Consider the following 24,170-nt stretch of genomic DNA (forward strand, 5'->3'; position numbering starts at 1 on the left):
TTTTATTGTTGTCAACGATCCGGAACGAATGGCTGCCCCAGGGATGCCGGCGTGTTCATCATCGTCAGACGCTTGTTGCGCGAGATTAGAACGAGAACCACGACGGTTGCCAGATAGGGCAGAGAAGAAAGCATCTGCGAGGGCACAGGAATGCCAAAAGCCTGTGCATGAAGCTGGCCGATCCACACCGCGCCGAAGATGTAGGCGCCGGCCAGCACCCGCCATGGCCGCCATGACGCGAACACCACCAGCGCCAGCGCGATCCAGCCACGGCCCGCGGACATGTTCTCGACCCACTGCGGCGTATAGACCAGTGACAGATGGCCGCCGGCAAGGCCGGCGCAGGCGCCGCCAAAGATGACCGAGAGATAACGGTAGCGGATGACCTTGATGCCGAGCGCATGCGCCGAGGCATGACTGTCGCCGATCGAGCGCAGCGTGAGCCCGGTGCGCGTCTTGAACAGAAACCACATCACCGCCGCCGTCAGCGCGATTGAAATGTAGAACACCGGATCCTGGCCGAACAGCAGCTTGCCGACGACCGGGACCGAGCTCAGCCCGGGAATGTCGAGATTGGGCAGCCTGACACCCGGCTGGCCGACGAAGCTCGTTCCTATCATGCCGGAGAGGCCGAGGCCGAGCAGGGTCAGCGACAGGCCGGTGGCAACCTGATTGGTGGCGAGCGACAGCGTCATGACCGCAAACAGCAGCGAGAACAGAGCTCCCATGGCGATGGCCGCCAGAAGGCCGATCCAGGGCGAGCCGGTCAGATAACCGGCCCCGAAGCCGGCGACCGCGCCCATGATCATCATGCCTTCGACGCCGAGATTGAGCACGCCGGAGCGTTCGACCACCAGTTCGCCGATCGCCGCGATGAGAAGCGGCGTCGCCGCCGTGGCGATGGTCAGGAGGATGTTGACGGTGATGTCCATCAGCGGGCTTCCTTCAGCTTCGGCGCGGCTTCCAGCTTCGCCGCGCCATCCGGTTTCGTCAGCGCCAGGCCGATCAGCCGGATGCGGTAGTGAATGAGCGTGTCGCAGCCGAGCACGAAGAACAAAAGCATGCCCTGGAACACTCTCGCCACCTTGTCGGAAATGCCAAGCGCGCTTTGCACCGCCTCGCCGCCGAGATAGGTTAGCGCGAGCACCAGGCCGGCTGCGATGATGCCGAGCGGATTGAGGCGGCCGAGGAATGCCACGATGATGGCCGTGAAGCCATAGCCGGGCGAGATCACCGGCTGTAATTGCCCGATAGCGCCGGAGACTTCCGAGATGCCGGCAAGACCGGCCAGCGCGCCAGACAGCAGGAAGGCGAAGAACACCATGCGGTTGAGGCCGAAACCGGCGAAGCGCCCTGCCCTTGGGCTGGAACCCAGCACGCGGACCTCGAAGCCCTTGAGCATGCGGCCCATCAGGATCCAGATCAGCACCGCGGCAACGAGTGCGAAGACGAAGCCCCAATTGGCGCGCCCGGCATCCGGCATCAGCTGCGGCAAGGTAGCCGCATCGCCGAATTGGATTGTCTGCGGGAAGCCGTGGCCTTGCGGATCGCGCCATGGACCGCGCACCAGCCAGTCGAGGAAGAGCTGGGCGACGTAGACCAGCATCAGGCTGGTCAGGATCTCGTTGGTATTGAACCGGGTCTTCAGCAAGGCCGGGATCGCCGCATAGGCCGCGCCACCGACCATGCCGAGCAGAAGCATCAGCGGCAGCACCAGCGGGCCTTCGAATTGTGGAAACAGCACCGGAATGATGGAGCCGAAGATAGCGCCGAAAATGAACTGGCCTTCGGCGCCGATATTCCAGATGTTGGCCTTGTAGCAGACAGACAGGCCGACCGCGATCAGGATCAGTGGCGCCGCCTTGATCGCCAGTTCGTGCAGTTGCCAGACTTGGCTGATCGGCTCGATGAAGTAGATCCGGAACGCCGTCAGCGGATTGACCCCGAGCAGCGCGAACATAATGGCGCCGGCGATGATCGTCAGCGCGAAGGCGATGAATGGTGACAGCATCGAAAACAGCGCGGAGCGCTGCGGGCGTTTGACGAGTTCGAGGCGCATCATGCCGTCTCCAGCGTGTGTTCGGCGTGGCCGGGCTCGGCGCCACCCATCAGCAGACCGACCTTCTCAAAGGTTGCTTCGGCGATCGGCATCGGCTTGGAAAGCTCGCCATTGTGCATGACCGCGATCGCGTCGGATATTTCGAACAGTTCGTCGAGATCCTGGCTGATAACCAGCACCGCCGATCCGCCGCGCGAAAGCTCGATCAGCGCCTGCCGGATATGGGCGGCGGCACCGGCGTCGACGCCCCAAGTCGGCTGGTTCACCACCATCACGCTTGGCCGGCGATCGAGTTCGCGGCCGACGATGAATTTCTGCAGATTGCCGCCCGAAAGCGCTGCAGCTTCGGGATCCGGCGCGCTCTTGCGCACATCCATTGCCTCGATGATGCGTTGGGAGGCGGCGTAGACGGCCCCGCTCTTGACCATCCCGCCAGTGCCGACAAAGGCCTTGCCGTCGGTGGCATGGCGCGACAGCAGCAGGTTTTCGGAGAGCTTCATGCGTGGTGCCGCGCCATGACCGAGACGCTCCTCAGGCACGAAGGCTGCCCCTAGCAGACGCCGTCCGGTGATGGTGAGGCCACCGGCATCCTTGCCGCGGATGCGCACCGAGGCGGCATCCTGCTGCAAGACTTCGCCGGAGACGGATTCGAAGAATTCGCCCTGGCCATTGCCGGCGACACCGGCGATACCGATCACCTCGCCGGCACGGACGTTGAGGCTGATGGTCTTGAGCGGAATGGAGAACGGCGTCGCGGGCTTGCGGCTGAGGCTGCGGATTTCGAGCAGTGGCTGCGCGGTTTCGATCCCCTCTACCGGCGCCCTCACCACGGCCTGCACCTCGTTGCCGACCATCATGCGGGCGAGCGAAGCGGCAGTCTCTTGGCGCGGGTTGCAGTGACCGACCACCTTGCCATGCCGCAAGACGGTGGCGCGGTCGCAGATGCGTTTGACCTCCTCCAGCCGGTGCGAAATGTAGAGGATCGATTTGCCTTCCGCGCGCAGCCGCTCCAGCGTCTCGAACAGCTTGTCCGCTTCCTGCGGCGTCAGCACCGAGGTCGGCTCGTCGAGGATGATGAGCTGAGGCGTCTGCAGCAGGCAGCGAATGATCTCGATGCGCTGGCGCTCGCCGACTGACAGGTCGCCGACCAGCGATTCCGGATCGAGCGGCAGGCCATAGCTGTAGGAAAGCGCCCTTGCCTTCGCCGCGATGCTGCTGATCGGCGAGCCGTCATCCAGCGACAGCGCGATGTTCTCGGCCGCGGTCAGCGCCTCGAACAACGAAAAATGCTGGAACACCATACCGATGCCGAGTTTTTTCGCGGCGCCGGGGCTGGTGATCCGCACCGCCTGGCCGTTCCAGAAAATCTCGCCGGAATTCGGCTCCAGCGAGCCGAACAGCATCTTGACCAGCGTCGATTTGCCGGCGCCGTTCTCACCGAGCAGCGCGTGGATCTCACCTTTGGCAATGTTGAGGTCGACATGATCGCACGCGGTCAGCGTGCCGAATATCTTGGTCAGGCCACGAACCTCAAGCAGGTTCGCCCCATCATGATTTGCACTCACAAGTGCCTCCCATCCGGATTGCCGGATATGTTCTGTGTTCCCGCAAGCATCGTATGCGTGGCCAGCTCTTGTGCGAAAGCAGCACCCGACTTGAAAGAGCTTCAAGAATTTCAGCGGAAACTCAAGGGTAAAGATCAGCCTTCCTTGCCTCAACATGCAGCAGGCCGGCTTTTCGTGCAAACGGTGCCCGCGACCGCGGCAATACGGTGAAAACCAAGGCAGCCCCCCTCAGGGAACCAGGATGGTCGTCCCCGTCGTCCGTCGGCCTTCAAGATCCTGATGTGCCTTGCCGGCGTCTTTCAGTGCATAGCGCTGGTTGATCTTGATCTCGACGGCGCCGCTGAGCACCACCTCGAACAGCGCGGCCGCCGAGGCGTCGAGGTCCTCGCGTCTTGCGTTGTAGACGAAGAGCGTTGGCCTGGTCGCGAACAACGAACCTTTCTGGGCCAGCAGGGACATGGAGAACGGCGGGATCGGCCCCGAGGACTGGCCGAAGCTGACGAACATGCCGAGCGGCTTCAGGCAGTCGAGCGAGGCCGGAAAAGTATCGTTGCCGACAGAATCGTAGACGACGTCGCATTTCCTGCCGTCGGTGATGGCGGCGACGCCGGCAACGAAATCCTGCTCCTTGTAGTTGATGACATGGTCGAAGCCGTGCGCCTTGGCGAGTTCGATCTTGTCGCTCGAGCTTGCCGTGCCGATGACGGTCGCGCCCAGATGTTTCGCCCATTGGCCGAGAATCAACCCGACGCCGCCAGCGGCGGCATGAAACAGGATCGTGTCGCCCGTCTTGACCTTGAAGGTCCGGCGCAGCAAATACTCGGCGGTCATGCCTTTCAGCATCATGGCGGCGGCCTGCTCGTCGCTGATGCCGTCCGGAACCTTGACGACCCGGCTGGCGTCGATGACGCGTTCTTGCGCGTAGGCGCCCGTTGTTACGGCATAGGCGATCCGGTCCCCCGGCTTCAGCCAGTCGACGTCCTGCCCGACCTCCAGCACCAGGCCGGCGGCCTCGCTGCCCGGAATGAGCGGGAACCCGCCGGGCGGCGGGTAAAGGCCCGAGCGATGATAGACATCGATGAAGTTAAGGCCGATTGCCGTATGCCTGACCAGGATCTGCCCCGCTCCCGGCCGGCCGGGATCGGCGTCCTCATAGGTCAGAACCTCCGGGCCGCCATGGGCGTGGATGCGGATTGCTTTGGACATGGATTGAGCTTCCTCTGGGAGCTGCCGATCAGGTCTTCTTGGCACCGAGATTTGGAAAGAACTGCATGATGCCACCGATGCAGGCCAGATAAAGCCCGGTAACGGTGATGCCGATCTTGGTGAAAGTGCTGACCTGTTCGCCGAGCACGCCGATCTGGTCGTAGAAGGCTGCGAGAGCCGCCTGTGCAAGGGCAAGCGCGCCGAAGGCGCACCACAAAAGGGTGATCGTGAGATTGATGCGGCGCAGCCGCACCACCCGCACCGGATGAATGAAGTTGATCGGGATGAACGTCAGGATGCCGGCCACCACCACCACGGCGAACGAAACCCATTGTCCCGGCTCGATGACGAACAGCGTGAACACCACCATGTTCCAGACGACGGGGAATCCCTTGAAGAAATTCTCCTTCGTCTTCATGCCGGTGTCGGCATAGTAGATCGCGCTGGAGACGACGATGATCGCCGCCGACAGAAACGACAGGCCCTCGCCCATGAAGCCGCGCTGGTAGAGCGCGAAGGCCGGGATCAGCACGTAGGTCACGTAGTCGATGATGTTGTCGAGGAGTTCGCCCGACCATGTCGGCAGGATTTCCTTGACCTCGAGTCTTCGGGCGATCGGCCCGTCGATACCGTCGACGAACAGCGCCAGACCAAGCCACCAGAACATTGCCGTCCAGCGCTCCTCGCTCGCCGCCACCAGCGACAGGAACGCAAGGAACGAGCCTGATGCCGTGAGCAGATGGACGGAGAACGCCCTCGCCTGCGGCCAGGTGACTTTCTTTTTGGGTCGCGGAATCCGGTCGGCGATCTTCTTAGCGGCTTTCCTGGCCGTTGTGTTCTTGCTCACGGGCCCCGCCAATCCAGCTTGCAGATTTCGGCCGAGCGGCCTGCAAAATTCCAGTTGCGGCCGAAGGCCCGCATCTTGCTCTTGTCGGACCTGGCCACGATGATCTCCGGCGCGATCCAGTATTCCGAATTGCTGATCACCGTATCCTTCTCGCGATCCTTGCCCGGAATTGGCGTGACCGCCCCGTCTATGATCTTCGGTATCTGGAAGATACGCGTCTTGTCCCGCGTCTCATAGGTGATCGGCACCTGTTCGACACCCAGGAATTTTCCGACGAGGATCGACAGCAGCGATGTGGTCCCGCCCGCCGCGCCGGTGAAGATCTTCGTCAATGCCTTGACCGCATAGATCGAGGCGCGTTTGTCGATGAACAGGCCCGCGGTCCAGTTGCCGCGGCTCATGTAACCGGGGATTTCCATGATCAGTCCAAGGTTGAGGCCGGAAAGATCGACCTCGCCGAAATGTCCGGAATCGATACGGAAACCAGCCCAGGTCTGGCAATAGCCCTCGGTCGGAGGGTGACTCCCAAGCGACAGCACGCAAGGGCAGAAAACCGTGCAATTGCAGGAGAGTACGAGCTCTCCTTTCATCGCCCAGCCCTGATCTGTCATCGAATTTCCCCCAGTCACAGCGAGATTACTAGCAGCGCGGCTGCCCAGACAAGCAGTATCGCACCGCCCAGCCGGGTTGGAAGACTGCCCGTCGTTTGTTTTTCAATCAGGGTGAACAGGCCGATTAGCGCCATCCAGAAGACGTTCATCACGCCCACGGCGAACATCACCAGCATCAGCGCCCAGCAGCAGCCGAGGCACCAGAAGCCTTGGGCGATACCCAGCCTGAAGACGCGGCCCGCTTTGGCACTCCAGTTCGAAAACAGGATCGAGAACGGATTGCGGCACTTCTTCAGACAGGCCTCCTTGAGGCCGCTGAACTGGTAAAGACCGGCAATCAGCAATGCGATTGCGCCGGCAACGCCAAGCAGCGGCTCGAACAGTTCGTCGGATGCGGCGAATGTATGCACCGCGAGCGTGAGTGCCGCGAACAGCATCGAGGCGGCGAACCAGACGCCAAGATAACCGGCGACCAGCACCAGCGGATGAACGACCGGCTCGCCCTTGATCCGGGCTGTATCGGCGATCTCGCAATAGGTGCGGACCATCGGCGCAGCGGACGGCAGCATCGCGGCGATCGCCATCAGGAACCACATGAGGATGAGTGCCATGGCACTCAGGCCGACGCTTCCATTCAGCGGCGCCGGAGAAAGGCAGAGCGCGAAGAACCGTTCCAGAAAATCGGGCAGCGGCAGTTGCGGCAGGCCACGCAGGAGAGCATCGCCCGGCGCGCCGCCCCGAGCCTCGGCGCCGCGGATCGCCATCGCGGCCAGCGACAGCCAAGCGAGCAGAATGCTGGCACCGACAACGATGTTGACCGTCAGGCGCGGCTTGCGCGCGACATTCGCCATGGCGCGGCCGGCGCGGTCGAGATGGCTGAAATCGTGCTGGTGGCCGGTCATGACAACCGAATGGGCCGAATCGCCGCGTTGATCAAGCCGCATGATCTGACCTATATGCTCCTCCACTGGCAGGTCTGGTTGGGCCGCCTCGCACAGCAAGCCGGAAAGCCGATCTTGGAGCATCAGGAAACAGCGCGCATACTGATTGCCGGCACCGGGCCGGCGGGGCTGATCGCGGCGCTCGCTTTCGCCGGTGCCGGCTTCCCGGTGACGCTTGTCGGGCCAGAGGCTTCAGCCCCCGATGGCCGCACCACGGCGCTGATGAGCCCTGCCCTGAAGGTACTGGAGCGACTTGATGTCCTCGAAGCGATCAAGTCCAAAGCCGCACCCTTGAAAGTGATGCGCATCGTCGATGCGACCAGCCGGCTGATCCGCAGCCCCGTCGTCACCTTCCGCGCCAGCGAGATCAACGAGGAGCAGTTCGGCCTGAACCTGCCCAACAGCGTCTTTGCTCCGGCGCTTGCTAGCAAGGTGGCCAATCATTCCGGGATCGAATGGCTGAGGTCCATGGTCAAGACCTGGCATCTTGGTACCGGCAAGGCCCATGCCGAACTGGCGGATGGCAGCGAGGTTGACGCATCGCTGGCAGTCGCGGCCGATGGACGCCAGTCGCCGGCTCGCGAAGCGGCAGGCATTTCGACCGCCGCGCGCTCCTACCCGCAAGCAGCGCTGGTGCTCAATTTCGGCCACAGCCGCGACCATGCCTTCGCTTCGACGGAGTTCCATACCGAGACCGGTCCGTTCACGCAGGTTCCGTTGCCCGGCAACCGCTCAAGCCTCGTCTGGGTGGTGAAGCCCGAGACCGCCAAGGACCTTGCCGCATTGGATGATGCAGCGCTCTCCTTGCGGGTCGAGCAGCGGATGCAGTCGATGCTGGGTCGGGTGACGGTGGAGCCGGGCCGGCAGATTTATCCGCTTTCAACCGTGACCCCTCTGCGCTTCGCGCGACAGCGTGTGGCGCTTGTCGGCGAGGCCGCCCACGTATTCCCGCCGATCGGTGCGCAAGGTCTCAACCTTGGCATCAGGGATATCGACGATCTGGTTGGAATTGCGAACGAAAATCGCCGAGATCCAGGTGCGGCCCGGGCCCTTGCCGCCTACGATTTCAAACGCCGCCCCGATATTCTGGCACGCAGCAGCGCCGTCAATCTGCTCAACATGTCGCTGCTTTCCGACATGCTGCCCGCGCAGATGGCACGTGGCGCCGGTCTCGGCGTGCTTGGCGGGTTTGCGCCGCTCCGCGCGTTTTTCATGCGCGAAGGGCTTCGTCCCGGCAGCGGCTTCGCGGCGCTTGCGGGCGGCCTGCGAAAGCCAATGCGCCGGTAGCAATTTTGCGGACATCCCTGCGACCCACGACGCCGGAGCGCGTCGAGATTGATCACGTCGATCAAAACCTTTGCGCCGCGATCCGCGTAGATTGAGGACGCTCAAACGCTCCGGGATTGAATTGAGTCGGAGTCTACGCCAAATAAAGTCAAGGAATTCAGCGGTGAGTACGATGAAAACGGCCAAATTCGCAATCGGACAGGTGGTTCGCCACCGCCTGTTTCCGTTTCGAGGCATCATTTTCGACGTCGACCCGCAATTCGCCAACACCGAGGAATGGTACGAGGCGATCCCCGCCGATGTGCGGCCGCGCAAGGACCAGCCATTCTATCACCTGCTCGCCGAGAATTCGGAAACCGAATATGTCGCCTATGTATCCGAGCAGAACCTGCTCGAGGATCAGTCCGGGGAGCCGGTCCGCCACCCGCAGATCAAGGAGATGTTCGACAAGAAGCCCGACGGGCGATACGAGCCGAAACGCCAGTCGCGGCACTGATCCGCCGGCAAATCCAGGGAAGGCCGGGAACGAAAAAAGCGGGGCATGACCCCGCTTTTTGACCCGGGAATGACCCGATGCCGGTGATCAGTTGGCGGTCTTCGCCTTGTCCTGCTCGTCCTTGAGCTTCTTGGCGAAGTCCTGGTTGTTCTTGGCCACGAAGTCCTGAAGTTTCTTCTGCCGGTCTTCGATATCAGACTGCTGCAGCGGCGGGCCGTCATAAGCGCCGCTGAAACCCTGCAGCGCGATCTTGATCGGGTTCGGCTGGTTCTGGAAATTGACGGAGGTCAGCGTAATCGCCTGGCCCTTCTTGAAGGCTCCGACGAGCTGGTCGGTCAGCGGTACTTCCGCAACGCAACGATCCGGGAAGCAGATGACATAGTCGAGCTTCTGCGCCTTGCCGGTGTCGATCTGCAGGCCGATGCCGGGAGGCACCAGACGGCCGGTCGGGACCGTCACCTGAAACACCTTACGGTTCACTTTTCCCTTCAGCTCGATCAAGCTCACACCAGTGACGAGCTGGCCATTGCCGGCGGTGACGATGTTCTGGACGTTGCAGATGTCGACGTCCTCCTGCTTGGTGCAGGCCTTGAACCAGCCCTGCGGGATTTGCGGCTGCTGCTGTGCGGAAGCAGAGGGAAGTCCTGCGCCCAGAAAGCCGGCCACGCCTGCGGCCATGACCGAAAGGCGGTACGCATTGCTGTTCAGGCTCGTCATGTCGTGCACTTCCTCTCAAATGATCCTGGGACCGGCTTCTTCGTGCCGTGTGGTCCAGCTACCTGTTGCCGAAATGAGGCAACAGAATGACTTCGGACGGCGTGTTACACTGCAAGCGGTGCTGAATCCAGCCCGCCCACTTGTAATTCTTGATGACACCATTGGCCGGCACACAGTTGCCCCATGCTAGGGTGCGCACCGAATCATCGAGCCGATCTGTTAAGGAGACGGTCATGAGCCGCGTTCTCGTTTGGCTGATCACCGCGACATCATTTCTCGCCCTATTACTGGTGCCGGCGCAGTCGGAGCCGAAATACGCTATTGCGATGCAGGGGGAGCCGGCTCTGCCGCCGGACTACACGCATTTTAGCTACGTCAATCCGGACGCGCCAAAGGGCGGCAGCATCACCTATTGCAGGGTCGGAAGCTTCGACAACCTCAATCCTTTTATCCTCAAGAGCCTGCGCACAACTGCCCGGGGCATGATTGACCAGGACTACGGCAACCTCGTCTTCGAGCCATTGATGCAGCGCAATTACGATGAGGCGTTCAGCCTTTATGGCCTGCTTGCCGACAGCGCGGACATAGACCCCGAGCGCAAGAGCATCGAATTCCATCTAAATCCGAAAGCCAAGTGGTCGGACGGCGAGCCGGTGACGCCGGAGGATGTGTTGTTCACTTACGATGTCTTCGCCGAGAAGGGGCGTCCACCCTATAGTGATCGCATGAGCATGATCGCTAGGCTCGAGAAGACTGGCGACCACAGTGTGCGCTTCACCTTCAACGACAAGGCTAACCGGGAATTTCCGCTAATCATCGCGCTGACGCCGATCATCCCGAAACATGCCTTCGACAAGGAGACTTTCGACAAGACGACGCTAAAGCCGTTGATCGGCAGCGGACCCTACACGGTCGACAAGGTACAGCCCGGCCAGCGCATCGTCTTCAAGCGCAACCCGGACTATTGGGGCAAGGACCTTCCATCCAAGCGCGGCTTCGACAATTACGATCAGATCACCATCGAATATTTTCTCAACGCCAATGCCAAAATTGAAGCTTTCAAAAAGGGCCTGTGCGCCATCGATGACGAAGGTGATCCGGTCAAACGCGAGCGCGACATCGATTTTCCGGCATTCCATAAGGGCGAGGTGATCGCCGAAACCTTCGACATCGGAATTCCGCCTGTCGTGACAGGTTTCCTGTTCAACACGCGGTTGCAGAAATTCTCGAACCCCGTGGTGCGGCGCGCGCTTGGGATGCTTTACGATTTCGAATGGGCCAACAAGAACCTTTATGGAGGCAGGTATAGCCGCACCATGAGTTTTTGGCAGAACTCCGAACTTTCCGCACTTGGCCATCCGGCTGACGATCGGGAGAAAGCACTGCTGGCACCCTACCCCGGCCGTGTGCCGGCCGATGTGATGGACGGTACCTGGCGGCCCCCGGTTACCGACGGTACGGGCAATGATCGCAAGGTGCTGAAAGTCGCCTTCGAAATGTTGAAAGATGCCGGCTACAAAGTGCAGGACGGAGTGATGCTCGATCCAGAGGGAAAACCCTTCGGTTTCGAAATCCTGACCGCCTCACAAGACGACGAGCGCCTTGCCGCCATCTATCAGCGCACGCTGGAGAAGATCGGCATCAACGTCAGCATTCGCAGCCTCGATGGCGATCAGATCCAATCGCGCAAGCAACGTTTCGATTTCGAGGTGCTGGTGGGGGCAAGTGGTTCGTCCAACTCGCTCTCGCCCGGTAGCGAGCAAATCGGACGCTGGGCATCTACGGAGGCTAAACGTGAGGGCTCCTTCAATCTCGCCGGTGTTGCTGATCCTGCCGTCGATATGGCGATCGACGCCATGCTGCGCGCCCGCTCGAAGGAGGATTATGTCGCGGCCGTCCGGGTTCTCGACCGGCTGCTGATCTCCGGCAACTACATCGTGCCAATGCAGTACAACACACAGCAGTGGCTTGCTTACTGGAATTATCTGGAACATCCGCGGAAGACGCCCATATTCGGTTATCAGCTGCCAAGCTGGTGGCGCAAACCGAACTGAAAATCCGGAGATCGAGATGAGGCAAGCGAACGCCATAACCGTCGATGTGGTCTCCGACGTCGTCTGCCCCTGGTGCTTCATCGGCCAGAAGCGGCTGGACAGGGCGGTCGCCGCGGCTGGCGATGTGGACGTGCATATACGCTGGCGGCCATTCCAGCTCGATCCGACCATTCCGCCGCAAGGCAAGGACCGCCGGGAGTATATGTTGGCCAAATTCGGCAGCGACGAGCGCATTCGCGAGATTCATGGCCGTATCGAACCGCTCGGCGAAGCAGAAGGCATTTCCTTTGCTTTCGATGCCATCAAGGTGGCGCCAAACACACTGGATGCGCACCGCCTGATCCGCTGGGCTGGCGCTGCCGGCGAAGCGGTACAGAACAGGCTGGTGCGTCGCCTCTTCCAGTTGAATTTCGAGGAAGGCGTCAACATCGGCGACCATGCCGTGTTGATCGAAGCCGCCCGCGAAGCCGGCATGGACGCGTCCGTGGTGGCTACACTCTTGCCGACCGACGCAGATGTCGAAGCTGTGCGCACCGAGATCGCCACAGCCTCGCGCATGGGCATAACGGGCGTGCCCTGTTTCCTGCTCGAAGGCAAATATGCCGTTATGGGCGCACAGGACGTCGACACCCTGGCTGATGCCATTCGCCAGGTCGCGGCGGCCAAGGCGCGCGGCGAGTTGGACGCAGTCGGCTGACGCCCTCCGGGCCAGGTTTTCACCCTCAAGCAAAGGACGGCCCATAGGGATCGGACAGCAGGCAATGCCTCGCACGGCGACTTGGCGAGTCGTCGGCATCTACCCGTTCGGCGACGGATTTCCGGCCCAATGGCGGTAACTTCAACATCCTCGATTCCGGCGCCATGGTCAGGCATGTGGTTCAAGGCGCGGTGAGGTGATCCACAAGCATGGCGCTCCGCCAACACGGTCGCGCGCCATTTCTCGGCTGCCGGCAAGGATGATGCCGGCAAGGAACCAGCCATTAAGGACGGCTGTTTCGGAAATTCTGGTGGGCCCGCAATGAAAAATCGGCTGGTCGGGCAAGCAAATGAGTCACGAATTCGTGTGAATGCCTTCCCCAAGGGAAAGTAGGCGCGCCCTGCCGCGTAATTTCACAACTAGCTGATATCATTATATTAAACAGCCTTTTTGTCAGCTTCGGCGCGACATTTGGAAGGGCGGTGCTGTTGCATTGCCGACACGCCCGGAACTTCAATCCCGCTGCCCCTCTACAAAAATTAATAGAAAATGATCAATTGGTGTTACCATCCGTAACAAAACAAAAAAGGTTTGGGCGGGATCGTGATTCGGATCGGAAGACGATCGCAAGAGTCAGTACCGGATGGACTACGCAGCGACGCCACGGGGCAGTCGCATTTGACGCCGGTATCCTCGATGCGCAGTTTCTGGGGGCTCATGCGAGCCTACTGGATTTCGGACCGGTGGAAGGAAGCCTGGACGCTGACGCTGGTGATAGCGCTGCTCACGGCTCTCTCCAGCAAGGCGGGGGTATGGTTCGCCGAAGCCTCCGGTGAACTGGTCAACTCGATCGCCTTCTTCCACGATGCCGCAAACACCACGCCGCTGCGGACGCTCTTGATCAATGCCGGCATTCTTGCCTTGCTGGTTGTTCTCAAGGATGCCGGCTTTACCGGGATCCGCAATCTTGTCTCGGTGACGCTGCACCGCAAATGGCGCGGTTGGCTCGACAGCCGCTTCAACGAGGCCCTGCTGGATGGCAACCACACCCATTTCCATGCCCAGCATGCTTCGCCAGGCGGCAGCACGCCCGCTCCCGACAACATTGACCAGCGCATCCAGGAATCGATCAAGGACATGACAGGCGGCGCCATCGGCCTCGCCATGGGCGTGCTCGGTGTCGCGACCTCACTCTATTTCGTCGGCCAGAAGCTGCTCGAGACTTCCGTCGAGGTGAAGGGGCTGGGATTCCTAGGCAGTTATGGCAGCGCCGTCCTGGCCTTCCTGGCGGTCGCCACCTATGTGCCGCTGAACACATGGATCGCGGTCAAGCTCGGCGGCCTGCTCGAGCGCCTCAATGTCCGGATGCAGCAGGCCGAGGGCAGCTACCGCGGCGAACTGACCACCTTCCTGCGCCGCAGTTTCCACGTCGCGGCTTCCCATGGCGAAGGCGTGCAGAAGACCATGCATCGCCGACTTTATGTCGATATCGACGGGACCTGGTCGCGGCTGAACGTCGTCAACACCGTCTATATGTCGTTCGAGCTGATCTACAATTTCATCGGCGCCCGCATCGTTGCCTATGGGCCCGGCCTCGTACCATTCATCCACAATGGTCTTGATCTCAAGGGCTACATAACCGGCTCCGAACTGGTCAATTCGCTGATCGGCCAATGCTCGTGGTTCATCCATGTCATGCCGGCCATAGCCACGCTGCGCGCCAACAGCCAACGTGTGACGGAACTCGCCAATGCGATCGAAAATGTTCAGTACCCGCAGGAGTTCTACAGCCAGAGCGGCCGTTGCGACTTCCACTATGCCTCCCAGAATCCGGTCTTCGGCCTGACCATCCAGAAACTCGAACTGGCGCATCAGGGTGAGGACGCGACCCCGTTCCTCAGTGCTGCCAACCTGCGCTTCCGTCGCGGCGAGTGGACGTTCCTGAAAGGCGAATCCGGTTGCGGCAAGACCTCGCTGATCAAGGCGATCAATGGTCTGTGGCCCTATGGTCGCGGCACCATCGTCTTCCCCGAAGGGGTGAAGAGCTTCTATGCCGCCCAGGAGGTCAAGCTGCAGCAGGTCTCGCTGAAACAGCTCGTTTGCCTACCTGGCTCCGAACACGATCATGGCGATGCGCAAGTGGCCGCGGCGCTGCACAAGGCTGGCCTTGGCGACTTCATCGAGCATATGGCCTATGAAAGCCGTGAGGGCAAAAGCTGGGATCAGGTGCTATCGGGCGGCCAGAAGCAGAAACTGGTGGTGGCCCGCATCATACTGCAACAGCCAGGACTGCTGTTCCTCGATGAAGCGACCGGTGCGCTCGACCCGGATGGCAAGATTGCCTTCCACCAGGCTATCAAGGACAATTGCCCCGACGTGACCGTGATCAGCGTCATGCACGAAGCCGTGGCGCCGAGATCTGTCGCCGGCACCGAGTTCTACCACAGCATGGTCTTGATCGCAGACGGCGTCGCCACCAAGAAGCCTCTGACCCCGGCGCTGCCGGTCGAACTCACCACAATTCTGGTTCAGCCACAGCCAGTCGAGGACAAATGGCTGCGCTTCTCGCGCCGGCTCAAGCAGAAATAACGATGAGTTCACCGCGACTTGCCGGACAATACGGCAGTCGGCGATCACAGTCTCGCGATCGGGGGCCATCAGGCACCGTTTTCCTTCCTCACCGCGATTGACTCGGCAAGGCGCGCTCCTATGTTGCGCCGGCTTGCTGATAGTCAAATCCGAACCCGCAAGCGGAAAGGTCACCGCGCCATGCCTGGCGACAGTATTAGTCGAACGCAACCGCCGTCCGCCCAGACGTGACCTGAGTGGTTCATGTCCTGCCGGACGGCAAGGAGTGAGCCATGAACGATTTTTCTCCCGTAGCGGACGACGAGGCCGTCGCCATCGCCCGCATCCTTGCAAACGACCACGTCGCCGACGTCGTCGAGGCGCTCAACCATGAACCGCGCGAAACGGCGACGGATCTGCTTTGCGCCGTGCCTTTCGAGCGGCTGGTCGAAATATTCGATCAGCCTGAGCTCGAAGGCGCGCCCGAACTCGTGGAGGCCTTGCCCCGCCCCAAGGCAAGCAAGCTGCTCACCGCCATGTCGGTCGACCGGGCTGCCGACATCCTGCGCGAGCTCGACGAACCGGCTCGATCCGAGCTGCTCGGTGCGCTGGCGCCGCCCCTGCGCGCGACCCTTCTTTCCATTCTGGGCTATCCCGAAGGCAGCGCCGCATCGATCATGACGACCGAATTCGTCAGCGTTCCCTCGGATTGGACCGTTGGGCGCACGCTCGATTACATCCGCAAGGTCGAGCGGACGCGCGAGACCGTCTACGCGATCTACATCGTCGATCCGGAAACGCATCTCCTGGTGCGGTCGACCGGTTTGCGCCGGCTCATCACCGGTGAGCCGGACGACTCCATCATGTCCGTGGCGCCGGACCGCGTGCCGGTGACGGTCACCCCGCTGACCGATCGTGAAAATCTGGCGCAGACGATCTCGAAATACGATTTGCTCGCGGTCCCCGTCGTCGATCACGGCAAGATCCTCGGCATCGTCACGATCGATGACATCATCGACACGATGATCGAAGAGACGACGGAGGACGTGCATCGCTTCGGCGGCATGGAAGCACTTGACGAGCCCTACATGAAGATGAGCTTCCTCGCCATGATCCAGAAGCGCGGCGGCTGGCTCTGCGCCTTGTTCATCAGCGAGATGCTGACGGCCAACGCCATGCAAAGCTATGAGGGAGAGCTGGAAAAGGCGATCGTGCTGACGCTGTTCATTCCGCTGATCATGAGCTCCGGCGGCAATTCCGGCTCGCAGGCGACCTCGCTGGTCATCCGCGCACTGGCGCTGCGTGAGATCGGGCTGCGCGACTGGTGGCGCGTCGCCTTGCGCGAACTGCCGACCGGACTGGTGCTCGGCTCGATGCTGGGTGTGGTCGGCATCTGCCGCATCGCACTCTGGCAGTATATGGGTTTCTACGATTACGGCCCGCATTGGCCGCTGATTGCCGCGACGGTCGGCGCGGCACTGGTCGGTATCGTCACCTTTGGCTCCCTGTCCGGGTCGATGCTGCCGTTCGCCCTGAAAAGGATCGGCTTCGACCCCGCCAGCGCATCGGCCCCGTTCGTCGCCACGCTGGTCGATGTCGCCGGGCTGGTGATCTATTTCTCGGTGGCGCTGGTCATCTTGCGCGGCACGCTGCTGTAGCACGACAACTGTCTCCGCCGCCGGCAAGGCTGGCGGCGCGGCTGAAGAGAGCTTCGCCCCGTCGAGCGAAAAGGAGGCGCGCCGACGTGCGCTCCTCCTCGAGGCCTGGTCGATGCGGCCGCCGAAGTCACGAGCAAGCGGTGCTGATTGCTCCCCTCTGAGGCAAGCGCTGGCGGCAGAAGAAAGATCAGACGCGCTGGCCGTCTTTCACGCGGTATGTCGGCTTGTACATGGTGACGAGTTCTTCCGCGGCGGTCGGATGTACCGCCATGGTCCGGTCGAAATCATCCTTGGTCAGTCCTGCCTTCAGCGGAATGCCGAGCAGTTGCGCCATCTCTCCCGCATCCGGCCCCAATATGTGGGCGCCGAGCACTTTGCGCGAGGCGCCATCGACCACCAGCTTGATCATCATCTTCTCGTCACGGCCCGACAGCGTATGGCGCATCGGCCGGAAGCTGGCGCGATAGATCTCGATCTCGGCGAAACGCTTGACGGCTTCGTCTTCCGACAGGCCCACAGTACCGATTTCGGGTTGCGAGAAGACGGCCGTGGCGATCGTGTCGTGGTCGGGCGCGGTCGGGTTGTCCTTGAATGCCGTCTCGACGAAGCACATCGCCTCGTGGATCGCCACCGGGGTCAGTTGCACGCGGTTGGTGACATCGCCGATCGCCCAGATGTTGTCGATATTGGTGCGGGAATAGTCATCAACCTTGATCGCGCCGACCGCGGTCATCTCGAGGCCAATGCCTTCCAGGCCCATATTCTCGGTGTTGGGGACGCGCCCGATGGCCAGCATGACCTGGTCGACCGTTAGCACCTTGCCGCTGGTGAGAAGAGCGTCGAGCCGGCCGTCCGGCCGCTTGCGCACCCACTCTGTCACCGAATGGCACAGTATCCTTATCCCCTTTTTTTCCATCGTCTCGTGCAGCATGCGCCGCAGGTCCATGTCGAAGCGGCTGAGAATCTCCTTGCCGCGATAGACCAGCGTGGTGTCGACGCCGAGGCCGTGGAAGATGTTGGCGAACTCGACCGCGATATAACCGCCGCCTTCGATCATGATCGCCTTTGGCAACGCCGTGAGGTCGAAAGCCTCGTTGGAGAAGATGCAGTGCTCGTGGCCGGGCAGCGCCGGATGCGCCGCCGGGCGGCCGCCCGTGGCGATCAGAATCTGGTCGGCGGTGACGGTGCGGTCCTCGCCCAGAAGATGCACCACGTGCGGATCGACGATCATAGCCCGTGAATGGAAGGGCTCGCCGCCGGCGCCTTGCACATTCTTCTTGTAGATCGCTTCCAGCCGGCCGATCTCGCGATCCTTGTTGGCGACCAGCGTCTGCCAGTCGAAACTGGCTTCCGGCACTGTCCAGCCATAGCCGGCCGCGTCGGCAAAATGCTCCGGGAATTGCGAAGCATAGACATAGAGTTTTTTCGGCACACAGCCGCGAATGACGCAGGTGCCGCCGAAACGGTATTCCTCGGCGATGCCGACGCGCTTGCCAAGTGCCGCGGCGACGCGCGCCGCCCGCACCCCGCCCGAGCCGCCGCCGATAACGAAGAGATCGTAGTCATAACCGGCCATAGACGGCTCCTTGAACGTCGGAAAACGTCAGTGACAGGTAGGCCGCAAACGGCCAAAAGAAAAGCCCGGGCAAGCCGGGCTTCACAGACGGCGGCGGAGGCCGCATTTGAAAACGCAGGGTCAATTCTGCGTGTCGTCGGCAGGAGCCGAACCGTCGGCGGGTGCCGCGCCATCTGTCGGGGCTGCATTGTCGGCAGGTGCGGCTCCATCTGCAGGCGCGGGCGCGGCTGGTGCCTTGGCCTTGGCAGCCGCTGCCAGGGTCTCGCCGACCTGCTGGGCGAGATCGCGGGCGAGGCCGTTTTGCCAGATGTCGGCAGCCTTGACCAAATCACGCGTCACGGTTGGGCCGCTGTCGAGCAGCTTCTTGCCGGACTCGGAACTGTAGAAGGCCGCGATATCATTGAGTTCCTTTTCGGAAAACACCTTCGCATAGGCAAGAGCCGCTTCCTTCTCGAGGTCGGCGCGGCGCGAGGCGAGTGCCATCGCCTTCTCGTTGACCGTCTTGCCGATCAGTTCCTGCATATCCGGATTCTTCTGGATGAGCTGCGATTCGAGGGCGGCCGCCGCTTGCGGCAGGATGTTGTCGAAGGAGTCGGTCGCATGGATCGCCGCGACTGCTGCCCGGGCAGCCTTCAGGTGCGATTCCGTGACATCCTGCGAAAACGCCGGCGAGGAGAAGGCCAAGACGGCCGAAGCCGCCAGAACGGCGCAAAGGCCGCGAACCCGGTTATGCAACATCATGGTCGGTAGAACTCCCTGGTTTTCGGGCGGCATGGACGGTTTGGATGCCGTCGCCGCCGGCGATGATGGCCGCTGACGCCAGCCCGATGAAAAGACCATGCTCGACCACGCCCGGAATGGCGTGGAGAGCATTCGAAAGCGCTCTTGTATCCGGAATGCGGCCAAAAGATGCATCGAGGATAAAATGGCCGCCGTCTGTAACAAAAGGCTGGCCTCCCGTCATCCTCAATGTAACCGGACCGGAAAGGCCCAGATTTCCAGCCGTGGCGGCCACCGCGATCTCGGTGGCGCGCAGGCCGAACTGGTTGACTTCGATAGGCAGGGGAAACCGGCCGAGCGTCTCGACCATTTTCGATCGGTCGGCAATCACGATCATGCGCCGCGAGGCCGCGGCCACGATTTTCTCACGCAACAGCGCGCCGCCACCGCCCTTGATCAGGGTCAGTTCCGGGTCGACCTCGTCGGCGCCGTCGACGGTGAGATCGAGCTCGGGCGTTTCCTCGAGCGTCGACAATGGCACGCCAAGCTCGCGGCATAGCAAAGCGGTGCGCTCCGAAGTCGGTACACCTGTTATCGCCATTCCGGTGGCGACCTTGTCGGCAAGCAGCCGTACGAACTCCTCGGCTGTAGTGCCGGTGCCAATGCCGAGCCGCATGCCGTCCGTGACATGGGCAAGGGCCGCCCGCGCGGCCTCGACCTTCAATTGCCTCGCATCCATGCGCTTTGCTGCCCCGGAACCTGATGCATGCCGTCCAAAAGTGATCTCGGTTTTGGGAAAGCGACATGCATAAAACAAAGAACCAAAGCGCGCCGCATGGCCCATTGGACGCCACGCGCTTTGGTGTTTTGGGCTCCTAGCATTTTTGCAGGCGCGGTCAAAGCCCTTGGCGGCTGTCCACCGGTCTGCTTGCCTTGACGCGTCGCAGCCGCTATCGCCTGCCGATGTACAACCCTGCGCAGGATGGATCATGAGTCGCCCGATCATCGTGTTCGATCTCGACGGAACGCTGATTGACACGGCGCCGGACCTGCTCGACAGCCTCAACCACAGCCTGGCTGCCAGTGAACTCGCGGCCGTCGATGAGGCCGGCTTCAGGCGCTTTGTCGGCCATGGCGGCCGCGTCATGATAGAGCGGGCACACGCCGCGCAGCGGCGATCGCTTGATGTCGCGGAGCATGACCGGCTCCTGAAACTGTTCCTTGATCACTACACCGACAACATTCCCGGCAAATCCCGTCCCTACCCCGGTGTCATCGATGCGATCGCACGCTTCGAGAACGCAGGCTATCTGCTGGCCATCTGCACCAACAAATACGAAGCCAATTCGCGTGCATTGATCGAGGCGCTCGGCTTGACCAGACATTTCGCGGCAATCGCCGGACAGGATACGTTCGCGTTCCGCAAACCCGACCCGCGCCATCTGACCGAAACCATTCGGCTGGCGGGCGGCGATCCACACCGCGCCCTGATGGTCGGCGATTCGCAAACCGATATCGACACCGCCAAGGCCGCCGGCATTCCCGTCGTCGCTGTCGATTTCGGCTATACCGACCGCCATGTGCGCGAATTCGAACCCTCGGCGGTCATCTCGCATTTCGACGCGCTGACGCTCGATCTGGCGCAAAGGCTTATCGCCGCCGCAGGGCACTGAGCGGATAGGTGTCGGCACCCACCAGGACAGACCCGAAAGGGCGAAAAAACCGATCCCTGTGAGAACGCCAGACACCGCCTTGACTTAACCGGCTGCCCTCCCTTATATCGCGGCTCGCTTTGGCCTTCGGGCAACGAGCGGGCGATTAGCTCAGCGGGAGAGCACACCCTTCACACGGGTGGGGTCGCAGGTTCAATCCCTGCATCGCCCACCATTTTTCCCAAATGGTTATCCGGCTCTATTTTCGCGCCGAAGCGAGACAAATTGCAGCCTGCGCGGCCATAGCCAGGCGCGTACCGCATCCGTCTGGAACCAACCACAACCCCAGCGAGTTTCCTTCCGTCGAAACTTGAGGGAAAACCATGTCCAGATTTCTTCTGGCGACCAGCGTCGCCGTTCTTCTCGCTGCCGCTCCGGCTCTGGCCGCGGATGAAAAGCCGCTGCCGCCGGCCAATGCCAAGAAACTGTCGGAGATCATCGCCAAGGTCGAGCAGCGCGATGGGTTTCGCTACGTGAAGGAAGTCGACTGGGACAGTGGCGCCTACACCGTCACCTATTACACCTCGGACAAGGCCAAGGTCGAAATCACCTACGATCCGGTGACGGCCGAGCCCAAATAGGGCCGCCTGCAGATATCCTCGGATTGGATGGATATACCCGGTTCTCGGGGCGCCCGTGGAGGATCCCCGGACGCGCCACGAAATGTCCATCCTTGGAATATGATGCCGGCCTTTCCGCCGGCCGAGACGCCGACTTCCGGCGCCCGCTGTCGGAGCGATAGCGCATGTCGCCCAAAAGTGCGCAACGGTTTTGGGACAACGACATGCACAAAAACAAGAACTCAAAGCGCAATACGCTTTGGTCAGCTCGAGGGCGACCGCACCGCCTCGGTCGCGTCCAGGGCCTGCTTCAGCCGGGAATCGCGGTCGTAGACATCGTTGAAATACTCGACCTTGCCGGACATGTCGGGCCAGGCGGTGAAGTAGGCGACATAGACCGGAATCTTGCGCATCACATCCTCGGTCGAGTGCCCATGCTTCAGCTTCTCGGCGACATAGTCGACCGAGGTGCCGAGCACCGCCGCCGCCATGCCGCGCGGATCCTGCAGGCGCACGCAGCCATGGCTGAGCGCGCGCATATCCTGCTTGAAGAACGATTTCTGCGGCGTGTCGTGCATGTAGATCGCATGCTTGTTGGGGAACAGGATCTTCAGTTCCCCCAGCGCATTGGCCTCGCTTGGCTGCTGGCGCACATTGTAGGGAATGTTCGCGCCGTAAGCGCCCCAGTCGACCGCCGAGGACGGAATGTGCTTGCCGCGCGCATCGGTCACCTCATAGCCGGCGCGGTCGAGGTAGCCGGGATCGCTGCGCAACCTGGGCAGCATTTCGTTGACGATAATCGACTGCGGCACACCCCAATAGGGATGGAAGTCGACCTGCTTGATCTGGTCGTAGAAGAATGCCGTCTGGTTGGTGACCCGGCCGACGACGGCACGTGTCTTCAGCTTCTCTTCGCCATTGTCGATGTAGCTGGCGGTGAACGCTGGCTGGTTGATGAAGACGCGCGGGCTGCCGAGATCGGACGGCAGCCAGCGCAGTTCTTCCAGCGCCACCTGCACCTTGAGCAATCTGTCGGCCTTCGACGTGCCCGCCAGCAAGGCGACGGTACGCGGACCGATAACGCCGTCGCCCTTCATGCCCTTCTTCTGCTGCACCGCCTTGATCAGCGGCACCAGTTCGGGAACGTAGACCTCGCTGGTCGCCAGTCGCGACAGCAGCTCTCCATAGGTGCCGCCCATCTCGTCATCGAGATTGCGCGCGATCAGCGACAGGAGCTTCGGCAGCTCGGGGCTGGTTTCGCCCGGCTTCAGCAGCAGCTTTGGATCGACGACGATCTCGTTTTCCTCACTTGCCTGCAGGGACTCCAGTTCGACACGCAGCGCCTGATATTCGGCATTCTGCGGATGCCGCGATTCCAGGTACGTGCGAACTTCCTGCGTATGCGCCAGCGTCTTCAGCACGCCGACCATGTCGAGCGGCTTGGCCGGGAAATCATAGTAGCCGGTCATCCGGTTGGGTTCGACACGGCCGCTCTGGGCGTCATGCGCGTAGCGCAATACGCGCGCCGACAGCGCCATCTCGAAGCGGACGAGTTCCTTCAACTTGGCCGCGTCATCCGCCGAGGACGAACTCGCGGCAGGCACGTCAACAGTATAGTCGGCGGGCGTGAGGCCGTAGCTTGCAGCCTCGCCGAGCACCCGCACCGCATCCTGGGCGCGGTTGTTGGGGCCGGTTCCACTCACCCAGATGAAGTCCGGGTTGGCCGAATAGTACGCGATCAGCGCCTTGGCGACGTCGGGTTCGGCATAGAGTTCGTAGTCGCCGAGACCGGCAACGGCATCGTGAAAAGCGGCCTCCGTGGTGGATGAAACGAACGCGGCATCCTGCGGCATCGCGGGCTGCGGCGCTGAGGACAGTTTCGAGAAGTCGACGCGCACCAGCTTGTCGGCCTTGTATGTGTAGTAGGACGGGCTGCTGATTTTTACCCCGCCATCGCCGCCGCCCCCCGGCGCTTTCGGCTTGTGCTTCGGCGGCGGCGGAAACTCGCCCTGCGGCTGGTGCTTTATGCCGCCGCCGAACAGCATCTCGAAGAGCCCTTGCGCGCCTGCCTGAGGCGCGCCGAAAGCAAGCGTCGCCGTCATCGCCATCAGCGACAACACGGTTGCTTTGTTACCAAGGACTTTCATGAATCACCCGCTCCGGCCGCAACCGGTTCCCGTTCCGCACGCTAAACCGTCTCGCTCACCGCATGGCGGATGTAAGGCGCGACTATACCGATTCATACCGATTTCGTTAAGCTTTCATAAATTTCGGCGGGGTTGTTGCAGAACGGTTTCACAACGTCGTGACGGCCGGAGCGGAGATGTTTCCGCTCCAGCCGCGGGATCCAGGCGCCTTCACGCTTCGTGCACCGCCCTGCTGGCGGCCGAGGCCGGGGCGATGGCCGCGTGGAAGGCGATGGCTGGCAACCAACGCCGCGTGACAAACGCTGGCTGTTGTGCTCGAAATTCGAACCTGCCAGCAAGAGAGGGACGACCGTGAAAAAAGGGTATCGCGAACTGCTCGACGAGGCGAACGCCGAGATCGAAGTGGTTTCGCCGGAGGAGGCGGCAGGATTGCTCGAGGACGAAGGCACCATCTTCGTCGATCTGCGCGACCATCGCGAGATCGAACGCGACGGCAGGATCCCTGGCGCCAAGCATGTCACCCGTGGCATGTTGGAATTCTGGATCGATCCGGAAAGTCCCTACCACAAGCCGTTCTTCGCGTCGGGGAAAAGCTTCGTCTTCTTCTGCGCCGGCGGCTGGCGCTCCGCACTGGCCACCAAGACCGCGCAGGACATGGGGCTCACGCCGGTCAAGCATATTCTTGGCGGTTACACCGCCTGGAAGGCGGCTGGACTGCCTGTGGAGCCTGGCGAAAAGAAGAAATAATC

The 24,170-nt window shown here is 61.7% G+C and carries 21 protein-coding genes and 1 tRNA gene; 10 read left to right on the plus strand and 12 right to left on the minus strand.

The annotated features are described in order from the left end of the window. Window positions 1-11: 11 nt before the first annotated feature. From FJ934_RS01600 to FJ934_RS01630, 7 genes are all read right to left on the minus strand, one after another. The gene (locus FJ934_RS01600) at window positions 12-932 is read right to left on the minus strand and encodes an ABC transporter permease (RefSeq protein WP_140606909.1); all 921 of its coding nucleotides are present in this window, start codon (window positions 930-932) and stop codon (window positions 12-14) included. Further along, window positions 932-2,062, minus strand: coding sequence for an ABC transporter permease (locus FJ934_RS01605; protein WP_140606910.1), 1,131 nt, complete (start codon window positions 2,060-2,062; stop codon window positions 932-934). The genes FJ934_RS01600 and FJ934_RS01605 overlap by 1 nt, the downstream gene beginning before the upstream one ends. After that, on the minus strand, window positions 2,059-3,624 hold the full coding sequence (locus FJ934_RS01610; RefSeq protein ID WP_140606911.1) for an ABC transporter ATP-binding protein: 1,566 nt from the start codon (window positions 3,622-3,624) through the stop codon (window positions 2,059-2,061). Before FJ934_RS01610 ends, FJ934_RS01605 begins: the two co-directional genes overlap by 4 nt. A gap of 228 nt (window positions 3,625-3,852) precedes the next feature. Further along, on the minus strand, window positions 3,853-4,830 hold the full coding sequence (locus tag FJ934_RS01615; RefSeq protein WP_140606912.1) for a quinone oxidoreductase: 978 nt from the start codon (window positions 4,828-4,830) through the stop codon (window positions 3,853-3,855). 28 nt (window positions 4,831-4,858) lie between these two features. Beyond that, window positions 4,859-5,677, minus strand: coding sequence for a phosphatidylcholine synthase (pcsA, locus tag FJ934_RS01620; RefSeq protein ID WP_140606913.1), 819 nt, complete (start codon window positions 5,675-5,677; stop codon window positions 4,859-4,861). Further along, window positions 5,674-6,288, minus strand: a complete 615-nt coding sequence (locus tag FJ934_RS01625; protein WP_140606914.1) for a DUF1326 domain-containing protein — start codon at window positions 6,286-6,288, stop codon at window positions 5,674-5,676. Before FJ934_RS01625 ends, pcsA begins: the two co-directional genes overlap by 4 nt. Before the next feature lie 14 nt (window positions 6,289-6,302). Beyond that, window positions 6,303-7,232, minus strand: a complete 930-nt coding sequence (locus FJ934_RS01630; RefSeq protein WP_140606915.1) for a DUF2182 domain-containing protein — start codon at window positions 7,230-7,232, stop codon at window positions 6,303-6,305. Between the two features lie 72 nt (window positions 7,233-7,304). On the opposite strand from FJ934_RS01630, the gene FJ934_RS01635 reads away from it, so the two are divergent. After that, entirely contained in the window at window positions 7,305-8,516 is a 1,212-nt protein-coding gene (locus tag FJ934_RS01635) for a UbiH/UbiF family hydroxylase (protein ID WP_140607078.1), read from the plus strand. A gap of 172 nt (window positions 8,517-8,688) precedes the next feature. Then, window positions 8,689-9,012, plus strand: a complete 324-nt coding sequence (gene hspQ / locus FJ934_RS01640) for a heat shock protein HspQ (RefSeq protein WP_140607079.1) — start codon at window positions 8,689-8,691, stop codon at window positions 9,010-9,012. A gap of 87 nt (window positions 9,013-9,099) precedes the next feature. Here hspQ and FJ934_RS01645 read toward each other — a convergent pair whose 3' ends face one another. Further along, window positions 9,100-9,729, minus strand: a complete 630-nt coding sequence (locus FJ934_RS01645; RefSeq protein ID WP_140606916.1) for an invasion associated locus B family protein — start codon at window positions 9,727-9,729, stop codon at window positions 9,100-9,102. A 233-nt stretch (window positions 9,730-9,962) separates the two neighbouring features. On the opposite strand from FJ934_RS01645, the gene FJ934_RS01650 reads away from it, so the two are divergent. From FJ934_RS01650 to mgtE, 4 genes are all read left to right on the plus strand, one after another. Then, a complete protein-coding gene (locus tag FJ934_RS01650; RefSeq protein WP_140607080.1) occupies window positions 9,963-11,783 on the plus strand; it encodes an extracellular solute-binding protein in 1,821 nt (606 codons plus the stop codon). A 16-nt stretch (window positions 11,784-11,799) separates the two neighbouring features. Beyond that, window positions 11,800-12,480 (plus strand): DsbA family protein, encoded by a 681-nt coding sequence (locus FJ934_RS01655; RefSeq protein WP_140606917.1) that lies wholly within the window; start codon window positions 11,800-11,802, stop codon window positions 12,478-12,480. A 696-nt stretch (window positions 12,481-13,176) separates the two neighbouring features. Then, a complete protein-coding gene (locus FJ934_RS01660) occupies window positions 13,177-15,069 on the plus strand; it encodes an ABC transporter ATP-binding protein/permease (RefSeq protein WP_181165477.1) in 1,893 nt (630 codons plus the stop codon). A gap of 272 nt (window positions 15,070-15,341) precedes the next feature. Next, window positions 15,342-16,706, plus strand: a complete 1,365-nt coding sequence (gene mgtE / locus FJ934_RS01665) for a magnesium transporter (protein WP_140606919.1) — start codon at window positions 15,342-15,344, stop codon at window positions 16,704-16,706. A 187-nt stretch (window positions 16,707-16,893) separates the two neighbouring features. On the opposite strand, the gene gor is transcribed toward mgtE, so the two are convergent. The 3 genes from gor to rpiA all read right to left on the minus strand — a co-directional run bounded on the left by gor (window position 16,894) and on the right by rpiA (window position 19,741). Continuing rightward, window positions 16,894-18,282, minus strand: coding sequence for a glutathione-disulfide reductase (gene gor / locus FJ934_RS01670; protein WP_140606920.1), 1,389 nt, complete (start codon window positions 18,280-18,282; stop codon window positions 16,894-16,896). A 120-nt stretch (window positions 18,283-18,402) separates the two neighbouring features. After that, the gene (locus FJ934_RS01675) at window positions 18,403-19,023 is read right to left on the minus strand and encodes a DUF2059 domain-containing protein (RefSeq protein WP_140606921.1); all 621 of its coding nucleotides are present in this window, start codon (window positions 19,021-19,023) and stop codon (window positions 18,403-18,405) included. Next, window positions 19,010-19,741, minus strand: coding sequence for a ribose-5-phosphate isomerase RpiA (gene rpiA / locus FJ934_RS01680; RefSeq protein WP_140606922.1), 732 nt, complete (start codon window positions 19,739-19,741; stop codon window positions 19,010-19,012). Before rpiA ends, FJ934_RS01675 begins: the two co-directional genes overlap by 14 nt. A 250-nt stretch (window positions 19,742-19,991) precedes the next feature. Here rpiA and FJ934_RS01685 point away from each other — a divergent pair, with 250 nt between their 5' ends. The 3 genes from FJ934_RS01685 (at window position 19,992) to FJ934_RS01695 (ending at window position 21,295) form a co-directional block, all read left to right on the plus strand. Beyond that, window positions 19,992-20,675, plus strand: a complete 684-nt coding sequence (locus FJ934_RS01685; protein WP_140606923.1) for a phosphoglycolate phosphatase — start codon at window positions 19,992-19,994, stop codon at window positions 20,673-20,675. 139 nt (window positions 20,676-20,814) lie between these two features. Continuing rightward, window positions 20,815-20,889 (plus strand) — tRNA-Val (locus tag FJ934_RS01690). A 148-nt stretch (window positions 20,890-21,037) separates the two neighbouring features. Beyond that, entirely contained in the window at window positions 21,038-21,295 is a 258-nt protein-coding gene (locus FJ934_RS01695; protein WP_140606924.1) for a PepSY domain-containing protein, read from the plus strand. Window positions 21,296-21,537: 242 nt separating this feature from the next. Here the strand turns inward: FJ934_RS01695 and FJ934_RS01705 are convergent, their stop codons facing one another. Next, entirely contained in the window at window positions 21,538-23,421 is a 1,884-nt protein-coding gene (locus tag FJ934_RS01705) for a murein L,D-transpeptidase (RefSeq protein WP_140606925.1), read from the minus strand. Between the two features lie 351 nt (window positions 23,422-23,772). Between FJ934_RS01705 and FJ934_RS01710 the strand changes: the two genes are divergently transcribed. Further along, complete coding sequence (locus FJ934_RS01710; RefSeq protein WP_140606926.1) at window positions 23,773-24,168, plus strand: rhodanese-like domain-containing protein; 396 nt, start codon at window positions 23,773-23,775, stop codon at window positions 24,166-24,168. The last annotated feature ends 2 nt before the right edge of the window (window positions 24,169-24,170 follow it).

It is taken from the genome of Mesorhizobium sp. B2-4-12 (assembly GCF_006441575.1).
GTDB lineage: Bacteria > Pseudomonadota > Alphaproteobacteria > Rhizobiales > Rhizobiaceae > Mesorhizobium.